Genomic DNA, 14,065 nt, shown 5'->3' on the forward strand with positions numbered 1-14,065 from the left:
AAGCGAACACGAACTGCTCACACCTCAAACTGGCGCAACTGTACGGTCCCGGTTATATCGAGCAGGTACATCATATCTGTTCGCGGGCATCCCGGACCTCGGCAACAGCGTCCACATCGAGATCAACGGCGACTGCGGCGAGGGCGTCCCCGAGTCCGAGATCTTCGCTCATCAGTACTGTTGAACTTCCAGGCCTTGAACGCGATCAAAGTGCTTGTCACGCGTAACGATCCGCGCACCATTGTGGCGACACACCCCTGCGATGAGTGTATCACCGAGATTGACGCGCTCGCCGGCGTCCAAGAGTTCAGCCTCGATGAGAGCGGCTTCTTGAGCGGCTGCATCCTCTAACGGCAGGGGTTCCGCCCAATCAAGAGCGGATACAACCCGTTCTATTTGCTCACGGCCGCCGGTTCGTGCAGCTCCGCGATAGGCCTCAAAAAGTGCCAGTGATGGAGCAAAGAACGGTTTCTCTTCGTGATCCGCAAGATACTCGGCTGTGGCTTCGACGCCGTCAAGATAGTCGAGAAGGAAACTGGTGTCGAACGCAATCATCGTTCAGTCCTGTCTCGGAGGTCAGCGTCGAGATCGTCACGAGTTGCTTCAACGGCATCACGGAACCCTTCGACGTCGCTCATGGCTCCGAACCCCTTCATCAAGTCCCGATCACTTCCGGTCAGTCGAAGAATCGTGTCCGTGAAACTCTCATCCTCACGTTTGTGTTCTTTGAGCCGGTTGTACGCTTCGTCAGTGATGGTGAGACTTTTTGTTCCCATACATGTAGGTATAGACGTACACCTCCTTATTTATTGGGAGAGGGGATAGGAACTGATCCACGCAGGAGCAGCGTCGTGGGTGCCACCGTAGATCGAGTGCTCGGGATACTGGTCGTCATCAGCCTCGACAGCAACGATCACGTCGCCGCCGGAGCGCGAGATACCTGATACGCTTCCAATGACCTCGTCGAGTGGGCTGTTGCCATCTGTCCAATCAACCCGGACGCGGTCACCGTGGTCAAACTCGTACTTCTCGAAGGAAGGTGTAGGACTCGTGATTGCCTCCAGCCATAAGGAGACACAAAATCGTTCGTAGGCCAACCAAAGTGCTGATGTCTTTCGCAGATAGGAGGTCTTGTCCTGTTGGTGGTGCTCCACGGTTTCTGCACTGTCGCTGTCACTTATGAACGCACAGAGCCAAATTATGGCATGGGATGGTCCTCTGCACAAGTCGATCAAATCCAGAACGTTGGTGTTTTCGTGATACTGTTGGCTGATTGCCTTGCGTTGTTGTTCTACCCCAATACATGGACCGCCATCGCTGTCATTCTTGTCACAGCAGTCTATGTCATGATGACACAATTCCGTGAACTGACCAAATGAATTTTCGCCGTCGCAAAGAGGTATAGAGTACAGGCGGGTCTCCTCCGTCAGACTAGGATTACTCCAGCGGTTCGACCCACTCGGGAGCAGCGTCGTGGGTGCCACCGTAGATCGAGTGCTCGGGATACTGGTCGTCGTCAACCTCGACAGCAACGATCACGTCGCCGCCGGAGCACGAGATGCCAGAGACGGTTCCAATGACCTCATCGAGTGGGCTGCTGCCGTCTGTCCAATCAACCCGGAGCGGTCACCACGGTCGAAGTCGTACTCCTCGAAGGAAGGTGCTGTAGTACTCATGATCTCCTCCAGCTACAAGGAGACACAAAATCGCTTGCAGGCAGCCAGAGCGCTGATATCTTTCGCCGACAGAAGAAGAGGTAATGACCGAGTTCCGGGTCCGGAAACCCGATGGCTGGACAACCGTTTCGTTTCCCGACGCAGTCGACTCAATCTCGGTCGCTGGCGGCAAAGTTGACGGCCAGCTGTGCCTGACCCTCACCGGTGAGCGGGAGGACGGCCCCCGCATCATCGAAACCGGTGTCCTCAACGTCGACGAAAGCGACGAGCATCGACTGGAGAATACAGTACCGCGGACTGAGGATGGGACGAGCGTTGTACTAGACCGATTATTGCCAGAGTAGCAGTTGCCAGGTACAGTTTCTTTATTAAACAAAGGGTGCGAAATGTCTGCTCAATAAGACCGCATACTGAACGCCAAAATTTCCATCAGATGCCGATGCTGTTCACTGGATCGTGCTGAATACATAGCACATATTGTTCACTGTGACTGAATACCGGACACGGGTACAGACTGTGCTTCCAAACGGCATAACAGTGCAGCGGTTCTGTGAAATAGCAACCTCACAGTCTTACTTAAATGCGACTCACTGAACACACTCCGGTTGACCGGCAGTGTTGGACACCCCACGTTCAGACATTGCCAGACAATACTGGACATTATCAGAACGATTTTTATCACCTCGCGCATCCACTTTTGCAGTATGGGTGTAGATGTCTTTCTAATAGGACCGATGCTCAGAGACTCTTGGGACGATGCGACGGTGGCTACCGCCCACGAGGCTCTGACCTCGGTTGGCATCGAATCCACATCGGACCGGGACGGCGAGGTCGCGTGCGAGATTACAGCCGACGAAGATGGGTACTCATCAAGCGGGACCAGCTACGCTACCATTCCCGAATTCACCGAGCGGCTCTATAATGCAAAATCCGGAGATATTCACTACGAGTTCGAGTCGGAGCGACTCAGGGTCACACACCGATCCAGTGCTGAGTTCGGTAGCTGCCCCATCCCCGTCCGCCTAGGCGGACTGAACGCGCACTTCTTCGACACGCAAAACAGTGACGAAGACACCGTTGATAGACGGACAGAGAAACTATACGAGGTCTTTTATCGCCTCGCAGAGGCGATTGACCCCGATGTCGCGTCGCTCCTGTTATGGAACGACCACGGCAGGACCGACATGATACCGGAGGTGACAATCCCGTCCGAACACGATATGAACGCACTGCCGTGGCTGCTTCTGCTGAGCGAGTCTTGGATTGACTACTGTGGTGGGCGGGAACGCGTGCGTCAAGCGCCCGTTTACGACGTTCGTTCACTAGATACGGGAAGCATGATCCTGCGGGTGAAAGAACGGCCCTCAATCAATGGGTGCAGATACGATAGCGGGTTCGACTATCTATTTGATTCGTGAGTCAATACTCGCCCAGCGACTCTATCGTACTCCTTTTCGTCTGATAAAAATCTTAACGTAACACTGTTCTGAACTTACTCTCTGTATTCAGCCGGCTGTTGTTGGCGGTTATCAGGGTATTGACTGCGTTTGCGGTCACTGCTTGACCTGTACTGACCACTGGTCGTTATACTTGCCAGCAGTCCGTGGTGTTGACTATGATCTGTGCGTGCAGCAGGACTGCCGATACCTGTTATCTGCTGAAGGCTTCAACACGTCTGCAATATATGGAGTAATTCTACGTGTGACGGTCTGTATAGCCGACTGTGGCAGTTCACAGTAAGGAAACTACGCGCCCGTTTGACGCGATAGCTACCGCTCCCACGGGAAGGAACCATGCCGCTCGCGATAAGCTTCGATCTGGTCCTGAAACTCCTGCTCCTGGAAGTCAGGCTCATCGCTGTGGATGTCCTCCGGTGAGACACCGTCGGGAAGGTGCTCATAGCCTGTGGTCTCTTCCGTGTCGTCCTCCTGCTCGGGCTCGTGGCGGTGCTGTCCACACTCCCTGCAGGTCCAGATTAGCCGGTCAAGATGTGAGTGGCACTCGAACCCGTCGAGCCCATGTGACTCGTGACCCGTTATGGCGCCACACTGCCGACAGTGGAACTCAACGCCAAGTGTCCCCAGCTCGGATCTCGCTTGATGGCGCTGCACGATGCCGGGAACAAGCCAGTACGTGCCGTCATCCTGCTTGAACTCGTCTCTGAGGCGCTGGAACTCTGAGCGGTCGGTGACTGGTGACCCGTCCTCGAGGTAGATCCGTGGCTGGACGTCTGACTCATCCCAATCGGTCTGCTCGTCGGCCGTCTCCAAGAGCGTCTGTCCGCGGCCCTCCCGGATCGTGGTTTCGGTCGGAAGCTCGGGCCACCCCTTCGTGAGATTGGAGGCTGGCTCACTCCCGAACGCTGCACGGCACTTCACGGTCCCGTGGGAGGTTTCCTCGCCGCTCGCGATACTATCGGACACGGAGAAGGCCGCAGCGCCGAGGGCTCGTGCGTGGAAGGTAGTGTTTGCCTCGACGAGCGCGAGCACGACCCGACCGAACGTCCACTCCCCGAGTGGGCTGTCATCTTGGTCGTCGGTAGGCGTCTCTGAGACGCTGGTGTGAGCGCAGAACGGACACTGGCGCTCATCCCGGGGGATATCTTTCCCACAGGTCGCACAGGTTCGAGAAGCATCGTCTGGCTCGCTTGGATACCTGCGGGATTCGAGGACGTGTTCCCGCCCGTTCTCCCTCGATTTAGGGTCCGAACTTGCTGCATCACGGATATCTGCGGGGTCAAACTCGGGGTTCCGATCCGTCACACGCATGGTTGCGTTCGTCATCGTATTTAAACCTCCAGCTTAGAGGTGGCGCAAAGTAGAGTATGGACGTGTGCAGACTCCAGTAGATGATATTCTCACGAGAGTCCTTGAGTATCCATCTATACTATCCTACACCCTATATCTCACTATATTAATCTATTCTATATGTTCTCTTACTTCTGGAGAGATATGCTCATTGTATAATTGGGTGGATGATATGATATCGAAATGGAGTGTTTGGAGTGGGACCGACTTTTACTCTGTTTTCGTGTTCCGGGCATAAGGTGAACTCGGTCCCGATAGTCGGTCGGGACTGCATGATCCCTTCGAATTGGTTCTGCTCTTGAGTTGTATATAGTCTTATGAGTCCCAGTAGACGATTCATAGTAGTCAGTACATATATTATAAATATTCAAACACGTAATCAGTATGCGTTCCAGTGTAGCATGAGCACACTCTCGGCTGATACGGAGGGTTGGTTATCGTTTGGTAAACAGGACATGATGGTGTTCATACTCGTTATGTCCCTTACTGGGTTGCAGAATGCGTTCACAGAAATCATGCCTGAGTTCACGGTCGGACCGCTAGAACTGGGCGTTGGTGGCTTCATCTTTATCCCGATCGTGCTGGTGCTACTCTTCAGGACCTACTGGGCTGCAGTAGCTGTGCCTGTTGGCGAAATCGTATTCGGCGAAATACTGCTCGGTGAGTTCGATGGACTGGGTGCCATGGAGGGATTGCTCCTCATCCCTGTTTGCTATTATTTCGCCGCGAAACTGCTTCAGGACCCGGAAAACACCACTCAGTTGGCAATTGTCGTGTTTCTGGCTGAGGCACTCGAAGAGTTCTTCGCTACGTTCATCGATATTGGGAAGGTGTATATCGGGGTTGAAGAATTGGAAGCCGTACCCGGTCTCCCCGAGAGCATTATCGTGCTTGAAGGGGTCGACTTTCTCACACAGCTGCTGATCACGGGGATTCTTTTCGGCGTAATCCCCGCACTGTATCTCTACCCCAAGCTTCACCGGAAAGTCGAACCGCTGCTCGGTATGGAACCGTTTGAGGGTGAACGCGGCGGGTCGATGTGGCGTGGCTTTTCGCCGAAGGCGCTGTTGGCGGTGCTTATCGCCTTCCCGCTCGCCTTTGTGGCCGAGGCTGCCAGCGAAGTTGGTGGAGCGGTCAACGTCGTCTGGGAGCCGGAATTCCTCGCGACGTTCGGCCAGAGTTACATTGTAGTCCCGATTGTCGTTTCCGCTATCGTGGCCTCCATCGTCTGGTACCGCGCAACGCAAACGGCATAAGATGATGACAAAGACACATAACTCTCACATTGACGTTGAACAACTGCAGTTCCAGTATCCTGGTGCTGAGGAAGCCGTGTTGTCCGGGGCAGATCTGACAATCGAACCCGGCGAGTTCGTCGCCATCATCGGTGGGAACGGGTCCGGCAAGACGACGCTGTGTAAGTTGTTTAACGGGATCATCCCCCATTTTTACGAGGGGGATATGCAAGGACAAGTTACCGTCGCTGGACACGATGTCTCGGAAAGCTCTGTTGCAGACCTCTCTCAGCATGTCGGCTACGTGTTCCAGGAGTTCGACAACCAACTTGTCAGTCCGACTGTCTTCGAGGAAGTCGCGTTCGCCCCGATGAACTATGGGCACGAGGACTACCGCGAGCGAGTCCACCGAACACTAGATCTGCTTGATTTGAGTGGGCTGGAGGACCGTTTCGTCTGGGAACTCTCCGGCGGGCAAAAACACTTGGTTGCGCTGGCAGCAGCGTTATCGCTAGACCCCGACATCCTTGTCGTCGACGAACCAGCGGCACAGCTTGACCCAGTCAACGCCCGAGAGACCTACGACCGTCTCGCCATGCTCAACGAAACCCATGGGAAAACCGTGGTCACTATCGAGCATCAGACAGAGTTCATCGCCGAATATTGTGATAGCGTTGTCCTCGTTGAGGATGGCATTGTCAGTTGGAAATTACCGGTCGAGACGGCTCTGAATAAGCTCGAAGATCTCAGAGGGCAGGATGTCCATCCCCCACAGGTCACGCGTATCGCCGAGCGCATCCTTGATGATGCTCGCCCACTCCCGGTGACTCTTGCGGATGGCCTTGATTTGTTCACCGATTACGGCAGCAACACTGGAGCACGAACTGATGGATCATCGAAAGTGAACCAGACTGGGAAGCCTGTCATCTCCTTTGATAGCGTCTCCCATTCATATGATACACTCCGGAGCGGGACGAAAGACGTTCTCGATACTCTCTCACTGGATGTCTACCCGGACGAACGAGTCGTCCTCGCCGGCAGCAACGGTGCTGGGAAATCCACGCTCATGCAACTGGTGACTGGCTTGGAAACACCCGACGAAGGGACGGTAACCGTCGGCGGAACGGACACTGAAGATGTACTCCCGGAGCAACTGGCCGAGGAGGTGGTGTACGTCAAGCAGAACCCAGAAGAGATGTTTATCGACGATAGTGTCCGGGCTGATGTCGCCCACTATCTCGATGATAGGGACTACCCGAACGTTGAGCAGCGAGTTGATGAGGTGATCGAATTCCTCGACTTGGAGAACCTCCAGTCCCGGGATGGCCGTCTGCTCAGCGTCGGCCAGCAGCGACGGGCGTCACTGGCGATCGGGCTGGCGACGAACCCGTCGATTATCTTGCTTGACGAACCAACCGGCAGTCTCGACCTCGCAAGCCGTGAGGAGGTCGGTCGAACCATCAACCGGGCAGGCGAGCGTGTCGAGACGGTCGTGATTGCGACACACGACCTCGAACTCGCGGCATCGTGGGCGACTCGTGTTGTCGTGCTCGACGACGGTGACATCATCGCTGACGGTCCGCCAAGTGACGTGTTTGCTGACCTTCCTGCCCTCAAACAAGCAAACCTTCACCCACCGCAAGTGGTTCGCCTGGGGACAGAACTCGGTCTCAGTCCCGCACCGCTCACAGTTGAGGCGTTCACAGACCGACTGAACACGGCAAGTCCGTCGACCGAGACAGCAAAATCGCCCGTGGAGGAGCAGTGATGACGGCACTCGATGCGCTTCGCGATGCCACGTCTGTCGAGGCGATCAAGTCTGACTTGCTTCGGACGGCCTACGAGAATGAGGGTTCGTTCCTCCACCGCTTGGACCCCAGAGTCCTGTTACTCTGGTACGTCGTCTTCCTGTTCGTCCCGTGGCTGTTCTACGACACGACCGTCCTTCTCGGACTGCTAGCGTTCGTGTCAGTGCTCGCAGTCCTGTCACGGGTCAGTCTGTTTCTCGTCGGGCTGATGGCGTTTACTGTGGCAACGACATTAGGATCGTACGCTGTCGTGACTGTCTTCACGGGCGATCCCATCGCGGCAATTCGAGCGCTAATTCCGTACACGCTGAAGTTAACGATCATCTCCGTATCGAGTTTGGCAGTGTTCTCGAGCATGGGCCCAAAGACCCTCTCTCAGGGCCTCAGAAGTCTCGGGGTTCCACGACAGTTCACATTCCTCATCACGTACGGCTACCGGATGCTCCCAGTACTGTTTGAGGAATACCACGATCTGGTGAATTCGTTCCGGCTACGGAGTACGGCTCCTGACTCACCCGGGCGATTCCGCTGGCGTCATTACGCCTACCTGCTGAAGCTATCGGTACGTGCGTTCTATCCGATGATATTCAATGTCGCAAAGCGAAGTCGAGTCACTGTCGAGGCTATGGAAGCCCGGGGATTCTCGCATTCATTAACTGACGAGGCAAGCACGGAGCTTCGACTGGCAGATATGCAGATCCGGCCCGTCGATGTCGGTTTCTTTGCCGGCTCTCTCCTTGTCGTTGCCGCGCTCGCGCTTCTCCTCTAATGTCTTTCCACCGTTGACGGTTCCGCCCCCTTCGTGTTCTCATTCTCACTCTCAGACTGCCGTTCCGATTGGTTGTACAGGGGATCTACTGGTGTTGTACAGACTTATTGAGGCATATATATCGAGTGTAACGGGTGTATAGCACTCTTAGCGATCCTTTTGACATGACGGATTGAGTGAGAGATGTGAGCTTGATTACTGGTAACTCACTCGAATCGAAACTGCTGGAGACGATTATCCTCGGACGAGCAAAGATCCCGGATGACCCTGATCCAGGGAACTATGTCGTCGTCGACGTAGCGCAGTTCTCGACGACGGTCCCGGAGCTATTTGCAAATGGCGCGGAGTATATCTACATTACCGAGGAACGGGGGAACGAACCAGCATTCAAGGCTGAGCATCCAGACGCGAAAATCGGCGGGAGTTCCGGTCCAGATTATCGAGGCGAAGAAGGATACGACTTCTTCAATTCGCCGAGCTTTGTGCAGAATATTGACGTCGCTGGTCGACCGACTGCGATGACCTCGACCAACGGTGGGAACGCAGTCACGGATCTTCGCTTAGCAGGCGGTGACGACATCGATATCCTCGTTGGTGGCTTGACTAACGGGAAAGCGGTTGCCAACTATCTCGCAGACAGCGACCGCGAGACGTATTTCGTTGCCGCCGGCTCAAAGGGAAAACCCTCACCCGAGGATCTGGTTGGCGCGCTGTATATTGCTCGGCAACTGCACGGGAAGCCACTGACACCGGAACAACGCGAAATCTATCGAGAAGTCGTTCAGTTCGGGAAGGGACCGAAGTACGAGGAGAAACCCCAGATCAAGCGGACGGATCTTTACGAGTACACACTCGCGTTCAACAGCCGTGACATCGTTCCGAAACTGGAAGGGCAACGACTCTATGACGTAAGCGGCGAGAGCGAGACCTGATGCAGACCGATATCCACTCACATACTACATACTCGGATGGGTCGGATCTTGATGCAATGATTACGGCGGCTGAGCAGGCTGGTTTGTCTGCACTCGGGCTGACCGATCATTGTATCGTCACTGAAGACGACTTCGGGCGACGTGCGAAATACGACCTCGTCGAAACGTATCAACAACGTCGGAAAGCTATTGATGCTGCCAGAGACACGACTGACCTCCGACTGTATGATGCCGCCGAGGTAAGCTACGTCGAAGGTACTGAATCGCGAATTGCGTCGTTTCTCGACACGGCCGATTTCGCATACACTATCGGGAGCGTCCACTTCGCCGACCAGTACGACTACACCAGTGGGACGCAGTACGGCACTGCGTCCGCAACCCAACGCCGGAGAGCAGTCGAGCGGTACTACGATGCGGTAGTTGCACTCATCGAATCTGAACTCTTCGACGTAGTGGGGCATCTTGACCTCCCAGAACGTGTCCCAGCATTGCGGCGGCACACAACTCGGGACGATTATGACCGGGTTGCGCGGGCGCTTGGTGACTCCAAGACAATCCCTGAAGTGAATGCTGGCCGCGTCCATGGATCACTTGGCCGGGTACATCCTGACCCAGCGGTGCTAGATCTGTTCACTGAGTATGGAATCCAGTTCGTTCTTGGATCGGACAGCCACACGCCTGCGGAACTCTCACAGCGAGTCCCCCAACTACGAGCGGTGACTGGAACTTCAGACCGGTATCCTGTTTCTGAGGTACTACGTGACAATCAACAGTAAGTTCTGGAAACTGCGCTTCAGTGGGTTCGGTTGTTGAGTCTTGTTCTCCGTTCTGACCGCTTTTGGTGGTCTTCGATGCCATGATCCCGTCAGGGCGATCTCATTGGACGTACCTCACCCGACTGGGGCGAAAAAATAGGTCCCATGCGTGTGATACCAATCGTTGGATGTAGTTTCTTCACCTGCGAAAGCGAGTGAACCAAGTGAAAGGTAGACCTGCTTTCTGAGCACCAGTGACTGATTTTTCGTCCAAATTCGGCTATCGAATCGCTACGGACTTATTTCGAATACATTGCTTGTCTTGATAGAGAGCTATCACAAGCATCTTTACTGGTAGCTAATTTGTGCTGATATGGTCAACCGCCCTCAAGATTCCCTCCCTGCGGTAACACTGGTCGTTGTCATCCTCTTGGCTGGCTGTGCTGGGGTGCCTACCATAGACCAACAGGCTCCGACTCCCGAATCGACGGTGGAGAACTTTTCTTATCCACCGGGGTGGTCTCAGGAGGGGATTACAATCTCAAACGTCTCCACTGCACTGCAAACACACTCTGCGACAGTGAAGAACACCTCTCGCAAAAGCCGGTTGGTTACTATCAGCGGAGACACGAACCGCACGATAGTGCGAACGCTCGATGCCGATGCTGGCACCGCCGAAATACAGTTTGTCGATACGAGGTTCGATACAGAGTCACACACATATTATAACGCTGATGGTGTGTACAAGTATGATCGGATAACAGGTGAACTTGACCAGCGTCCCGGCAAGGATTGGGAACGAGACCGTGTCGCCTCGCACGAGGGACTTCGACGGCCCTTGCTGAGTCTCGAAATAAACGCGACAGAGACTGTCATCGTTGAGGGAACGACAGCTGTCAGATACACTGTGACTGGTATCAGAAATCCTGACTTTGCTCCAGCCAATACCGCAACCGGTCACATCATTGTTGCCGAGGAAGGATACATCGCAGAATTCAACATCACGAGAGGGAACGATAAGTTCACTCAGCAGACGATATACGACGTTTCTGAGTTTGGAAACGCGACGGTATCCCGGCCAGCGTGGATGCCCGAGGAGTAGCTTCAGTGCCACTGTTGAACGCTATTGGTCAGACGCTGGTCTCGGTGACATAGCCGTTCAGAGAATCTGCGAACTACCCTTTCCTGCCTCGGTGTGTGTTTGATTCGCTCGCGTTCAGGATACCGCACTCACTCCGTTCGTGTGGGTGGTCGCTGCACCACCTGTACTGACCGCTGGAGCAACCTACACTTCAAGTCGCTCCATCGGCTCAACCTCGAAGGTCAGCAGATGGGACCGAAGACGGGCGTAGGCCCCGTCGCCGTCAGTCGTCACACAGGCCACAGAACGTACGTCCGTCTGCTGCAAGCTGCCAGAGCAAGAGCTTTCGGTTCTGGTAGGTTGCAAGTTCGGCCAGTAATGCATCGCCGTTACCGTCTTCTGTTGAGTTGGACACGTCTTAGAACCACCAGCTGGGGGGTGACAAAAACTGTAACGGGAGTGACCAATAAACATGGCAGATACAACTGGTTGTTGGGTAGCAATTTCATAGACATGGCCAACGGCATTGTGTCACTCGGTTTTGCGGAGTTGGCCATGACTTCGTAGAGCAGCCCCGACCTAGAAGGCGGAACCCCACCAACACCAGCTGCCGTTTCAACACCAGCTAACCCGCCTACCTAACCTACCTCATCCACCTCACCCACCTAATCTACCTTAGGTGACTAATCCACAATATCTAAGCCACCTAAGGTAGATTAGTCAGCTATGAATGATGAGTCAACCCCACGCGCAGTCAGTGTAGGCGTCCTCAAGGGTGGCTTCGGTAAGACAACGACCGCAATCAATCTTGGTCGCGAACTTGCACATCGGAACGAGCGCGCATTACTGATTGACCTTGATGATAATGGCCACATGACGCTCATCCTAGGTCACGACGACGCATACCGGGGCGAGCGCTGGAACACAAACCACGCCGCTGACGTATTGCTCAACGGTGCGGACCCACATGACTACATCACGCAGGTGAGCGACGGTCTCGATTTGTTCCCTGCCCACGTCGACTTGGAGGATGTCCAGTCCGGACTCAAGGAGGCAACAATGGGGACGACACGCCTGAAAGAAGAACTCGTCGGCGAACTACTCGGCGAGAGCTATGACTACATAATCATCGACTGCCCAGCGAACCGTGGGAAGCTCAACGATAACGCGATGTACGCGACGGGGAACATCATCATTCCATTGCGACCGGAGAACGGCTACGAGACCGGCCTTACGAACACAGTCCAACGTCTGGTCATGGAGGCTCGTGAATACTTCGACCTCGACATCCTCGCCGTCACGCCGACAGACCTTAGCGACCGCATCGACCAAGAAACACGTGACCGCCGACTTCTACGAGAGATGACGACCCGTGAAGCCGTCGCAAAGCACGTTCCCAACTACGCGTACATCTCGCCAGATGACTGGGACGCCATCGACAACGGCTCATATGATGGCAATTTGCCAGGCATCCGCCACCGCGCGGCCATCGACAATGCCAACGACGAGGGCGTGCCATTGCGTGACTACGACGCTGAATGTGATCAACTCCAGTGCTACGACGAACTCGCACAAATCGTTGAGATCGGGGAGGTGCGTCGCTGATGGGCTTCGACGATCTCGAAGATGCCGCGGCCGAGCAGGACGGGGACAACACCAACACTGCCGACGATGCGGTTGAGACGGAATCGATGCCAGACACGACACAGACCGATAGCCGACAGTCGGAACACTCTACAGACGACAGTAACGATTGGAAGCGGCGGCCGGCGTTTCCCTATGACGACGCTTCTCAGGAGGCTATTTACCCACGCTCGGATACGTGGGATGAGTTCGAGGATACGCTCGACTTCGAAGTGAAGCGGGAACTCCGTGATGCCGGCCTGCGAGATATCCCGAAGCGGGAGTACCACGAGGCACTGCTCAAACTCGCTATGGAACACCCACAGCGGCTAGCTGAACTTGTCAAAAACGGACGGAAGGAGTGAATTCCTACTCAAACCGCAGTTGAAACGATTCGAGACGGCTCCAAAACGGCGATGCACCGCAACTGAGCCGACATTGAGGGGCTCCACGTTCGTAGACTCTAGGATGGAGAGAGAACAACTGGTCTCGCGCTCAGACGGCGGTCTTGCGGCTTGCCGAAGCCGTGCTTTGCGGTGCATCTGCGTAAATTGTCAAGAACACAAAATCACTCCCAGGCGGATTTTTAGGCCCGTCTAAATTTCAGTAGGCTTATTATTAGTTAACATAACATACAATTTGTATGTTACAAAACAACTCATTCGGTAGCCAGTGGATATCAGGGACAATGACAAGATGGTAATCGGTGATATCGATCGGCCAGCTGAGCAACAGCTGGAAACACTCAAACAGGTCGACCCAAACGAACTTGGCCATCACAATCATTTCGGGCATTCGTCACCAGAACTCAGCTTTATGCGGACTGCCCAGTCAGCACAGGTGGTTGGTTCGGCACTAACTGTACGGATTCCCCCCGTCGACGGGACGATGGTGCACAAGGCAATCGAGCTAGCGGGGCCAACAGATGTGATCATCATCGAGATGGGTGGCCACGAAACAAACGCCCCCTGGGGCGAGATTACAACCCACGCAGCCGTGGCGAACGGCGTTCGGGGAGTGGTTATCGACGGTTCAGTGACCGACACGAAGCCAATCACCGAGATCGGATTCCCGGTGTTTGCTCGCGGTCGGACCAACCGCACGGTCCAACGGCTGGGAGAAAGCTTGGGTGGGGATATCAACGTCCCAGTCCAAGTCGGGGGCGCAGTGGTGGAGCCGGGCGACGTCGCAATCGGCAACGAAGACGGGGTTGTGTTCGTCCCCCAAAATCGGATCGACCGAACTATCGAGCACTACACCGGAACCGACGAGGCGGAGTCCGCACTCATCGAGCGTCTTTATGATGGCGAGTCGCTCGCGGATATCTCGGGAGCGAACGACCGCATTGCCGATCTTGACGAGCAGGCGTGAGCGATGTG

16 protein-coding genes and 1 pseudogene are annotated in these 14,065 nt (G+C 54.9%); 11 read left to right on the top strand and 6 right to left on the bottom strand.

All coding sequences use genetic code 11. From position 1 onward, the window contains the following. Positions 1-171: 171 nt before the first annotated feature. The 4 genes and pseudogenes from AV059_RS03720 to AV059_RS03735 form a co-directional block, all read right to left on the bottom strand. Complete coding sequence (locus AV059_RS03720) at positions 172-555, bottom strand: type II toxin-antitoxin system VapC family toxin (protein WP_050007856.1); 384 nt, start codon at positions 553-555, stop codon at positions 172-174. Beyond that, positions 552-776, bottom strand: a complete 225-nt coding sequence (locus tag AV059_RS03725; protein ID WP_050007857.1) for an antitoxin VapB family protein — start codon at positions 774-776, stop codon at positions 552-554. The genes AV059_RS03720 and AV059_RS03725 overlap by 4 nt, the downstream gene beginning before the upstream one ends. Positions 777-806: 30 nt before the next feature. Continuing rightward, a complete protein-coding gene (locus AV059_RS03730) occupies positions 807-1,055 on the bottom strand; it encodes a hypothetical protein (protein ID WP_058992539.1) in 249 nt (82 codons plus the stop codon). Positions 1,056-1,437: 382 nt separating this feature from the next. Then, positions 1,438-1,676, bottom strand: a pseudogene (locus AV059_RS03735) (hypothetical protein). An 83-nt stretch (positions 1,677-1,759) separates the two neighbouring features. Between AV059_RS03735 and AV059_RS03740 the strand changes: the two are divergent. Both AV059_RS03740 and AV059_RS03745 read left to right on the top strand, forming a co-directional pair. Further along, complete coding sequence (locus tag AV059_RS03740) at positions 1,760-2,020, top strand: hypothetical protein (RefSeq protein WP_058992438.1); 261 nt, start codon at positions 1,760-1,762, stop codon at positions 2,018-2,020. A 360-nt stretch (positions 2,021-2,380) separates the two neighbouring features. Further along, a complete protein-coding gene (locus AV059_RS03745; RefSeq protein WP_058992440.1) occupies positions 2,381-3,094 on the top strand; it encodes a hypothetical protein in 714 nt (237 codons plus the stop codon). Positions 3,095-3,445: 351 nt separating this feature from the next. Here the strand turns inward: AV059_RS03745 and AV059_RS03750 are convergent, their stop codons facing one another. After that, positions 3,446-4,459, bottom strand: coding sequence for a hypothetical protein (locus AV059_RS03750; protein ID WP_058992442.1), 1,014 nt, complete (start codon positions 4,457-4,459; stop codon positions 3,446-3,448). Positions 4,460-4,998: 539 nt separating this feature from the next. Between AV059_RS03750 and AV059_RS03755 the strand changes: the two genes are divergently transcribed. The 6 genes from AV059_RS03755 (at position 4,999) to AV059_RS03780 (ending at position 11,084) form a co-directional block, all read left to right on the top strand. Beyond that, positions 4,999-5,739 (top strand): hypothetical protein, encoded by a 741-nt coding sequence (locus AV059_RS03755; protein WP_228841736.1) that lies wholly within the window; start codon positions 4,999-5,001, stop codon positions 5,737-5,739. A gap of 1 nt (position 5,740) precedes the next feature. After that, the gene (locus AV059_RS03760) at positions 5,741-7,486 is read left to right on the top strand and encodes an ABC transporter ATP-binding protein (RefSeq protein ID WP_058992448.1); all 1,746 of its coding nucleotides are present in this window, start codon (positions 5,741-5,743) and stop codon (positions 7,484-7,486) included. Further along, positions 7,486-8,295 (top strand): energy-coupling factor transporter transmembrane protein EcfT, encoded by an 810-nt coding sequence (locus tag AV059_RS03765; RefSeq protein WP_058992450.1) that lies wholly within the window; start codon positions 7,486-7,488, stop codon positions 8,293-8,295. The genes AV059_RS03760 and AV059_RS03765 overlap by 1 nt, the downstream gene beginning before the upstream one ends. Positions 8,296-8,480: 185 nt before the next feature. After that, on the top strand, positions 8,481-9,227 hold the full coding sequence (locus AV059_RS03770; protein WP_058992452.1) for a 2-phosphosulfolactate phosphatase: 747 nt from the start codon (positions 8,481-8,483) through the stop codon (positions 9,225-9,227). Further along, positions 9,227-10,003: a PHP domain-containing protein gene (locus tag AV059_RS03775; protein WP_058992454.1), complete on the top strand. Its 777-nt coding sequence runs from the start codon at positions 9,227-9,229 to the stop codon at positions 10,001-10,003. Before AV059_RS03770 ends, AV059_RS03775 begins: the two co-directional genes overlap by 1 nt. 352 nt (positions 10,004-10,355) lie before the next feature. Then, positions 10,356-11,084, top strand: coding sequence for a hypothetical protein (locus tag AV059_RS03780; RefSeq protein ID WP_058992456.1), 729 nt, complete (start codon positions 10,356-10,358; stop codon positions 11,082-11,084). A 262-nt stretch (positions 11,085-11,346) separates the two neighbouring features. Here AV059_RS03780 and AV059_RS22925 read toward each other — a convergent pair whose 3' ends face one another. Further along, the gene (locus AV059_RS22925) at positions 11,347-11,478 is read right to left on the bottom strand and encodes a hypothetical protein (protein WP_255356103.1); all 132 of its coding nucleotides are present in this window, start codon (positions 11,476-11,478) and stop codon (positions 11,347-11,349) included. A 311-nt stretch (positions 11,479-11,789) separates the two neighbouring features. Here AV059_RS22925 and AV059_RS03785 point away from each other — a divergent pair, with 311 nt between their 5' ends. The 3 genes from AV059_RS03785 to AV059_RS03795 all read left to right on the top strand — a co-directional run bounded on the left by AV059_RS03785 (position 11,790) and on the right by AV059_RS03795 (position 14,057). After that, entirely contained in the window at positions 11,790-12,668 is an 879-nt protein-coding gene (locus tag AV059_RS03785; RefSeq protein WP_058992459.1) for a ParA family protein, read from the top strand. Beyond that, entirely contained in the window at positions 12,668-13,051 is a 384-nt protein-coding gene (locus tag AV059_RS03790) for a hypothetical protein (RefSeq protein ID WP_058992461.1), read from the top strand. Before AV059_RS03785 ends, AV059_RS03790 begins: the two co-directional genes overlap by 1 nt. A 331-nt stretch (positions 13,052-13,382) precedes the next feature. Then, the gene (locus AV059_RS03795) at positions 13,383-14,057 is read left to right on the top strand and encodes a dimethylmenaquinone methyltransferase (protein ID WP_058992541.1); all 675 of its coding nucleotides are present in this window, start codon (positions 13,383-13,385) and stop codon (positions 14,055-14,057) included. Positions 14,058-14,065 lie beyond the last annotated feature (8 nt).

This window comes from Haloarcula sp. CBA1127, from assembly GCF_001485575.1.
Taxonomy (GTDB): Archaea; Halobacteriota; Halobacteria; order Halobacteriales; family Haloarculaceae; genus Haloarcula.

What these genes read in the sequence shown, in the direction of transcription:
- AV059_RS03720 (WP_050007856.1), bottom strand. Translation starts at nt 555, where the DNA reads ATGATTGCGTTCGACACCAGTTTCCTTCTCGACTATCTTGACGGCGTC.
- AV059_RS03725 (WP_050007857.1), bottom strand. Translation starts at nt 776, where the DNA reads ATGGGAACAAAAAGTCTCACCATCACTGACGAAGCGTACAACCGGCTC.
- AV059_RS03740 (WP_058992438.1), top strand. Translation starts at nt 1,760, where the DNA reads ATGACCGAGTTCCGGGTCCGGAAACCCGATGGCTGGACAACCGTTTCG.
- AV059_RS03745 (WP_058992440.1), top strand. Translation starts at nt 2,381, where the DNA reads ATGGGTGTAGATGTCTTTCTAATAGGACCGATGCTCAGAGACTCTTGG.
- AV059_RS03750 (WP_058992442.1), bottom strand. Translation starts at nt 4,459, where the DNA reads ATGACGAACGCAACCATGCGTGTGACGGATCGGAACCCCGAGTTTGAC.
- AV059_RS03755 (WP_228841736.1), top strand. Translation starts at nt 4,999, where the DNA reads ATGCCTGAGTTCACGGTCGGACCGCTAGAACTGGGCGTTGGTGGCTTC.
- AV059_RS03760 (WP_058992448.1), top strand. Translation starts at nt 5,741, where the DNA reads ATGATGACAAAGACACATAACTCTCACATTGACGTTGAACAACTGCAG.
- AV059_RS03765 (WP_058992450.1), top strand. Translation starts at nt 7,486, where the DNA reads ATGACGGCACTCGATGCGCTTCGCGATGCCACGTCTGTCGAGGCGATC.
- AV059_RS03775 (WP_058992454.1), top strand. Translation starts at nt 9,227, where the DNA reads ATGCAGACCGATATCCACTCACATACTACATACTCGGATGGGTCGGAT.
- AV059_RS03780 (WP_058992456.1), top strand. Translation starts at nt 10,356, where the DNA reads ATGGTCAACCGCCCTCAAGATTCCCTCCCTGCGGTAACACTGGTCGTT.
- AV059_RS03785 (WP_058992459.1), top strand. Translation starts at nt 11,790, where the DNA reads ATGAATGATGAGTCAACCCCACGCGCAGTCAGTGTAGGCGTCCTCAAG.
- AV059_RS03790 (WP_058992461.1), top strand. Translation starts at nt 12,668, where the DNA reads ATGGGCTTCGACGATCTCGAAGATGCCGCGGCCGAGCAGGACGGGGAC.
- AV059_RS03795 (WP_058992541.1), top strand. Translation starts at nt 13,383, where the DNA reads ATGGTAATCGGTGATATCGATCGGCCAGCTGAGCAACAGCTGGAAACA.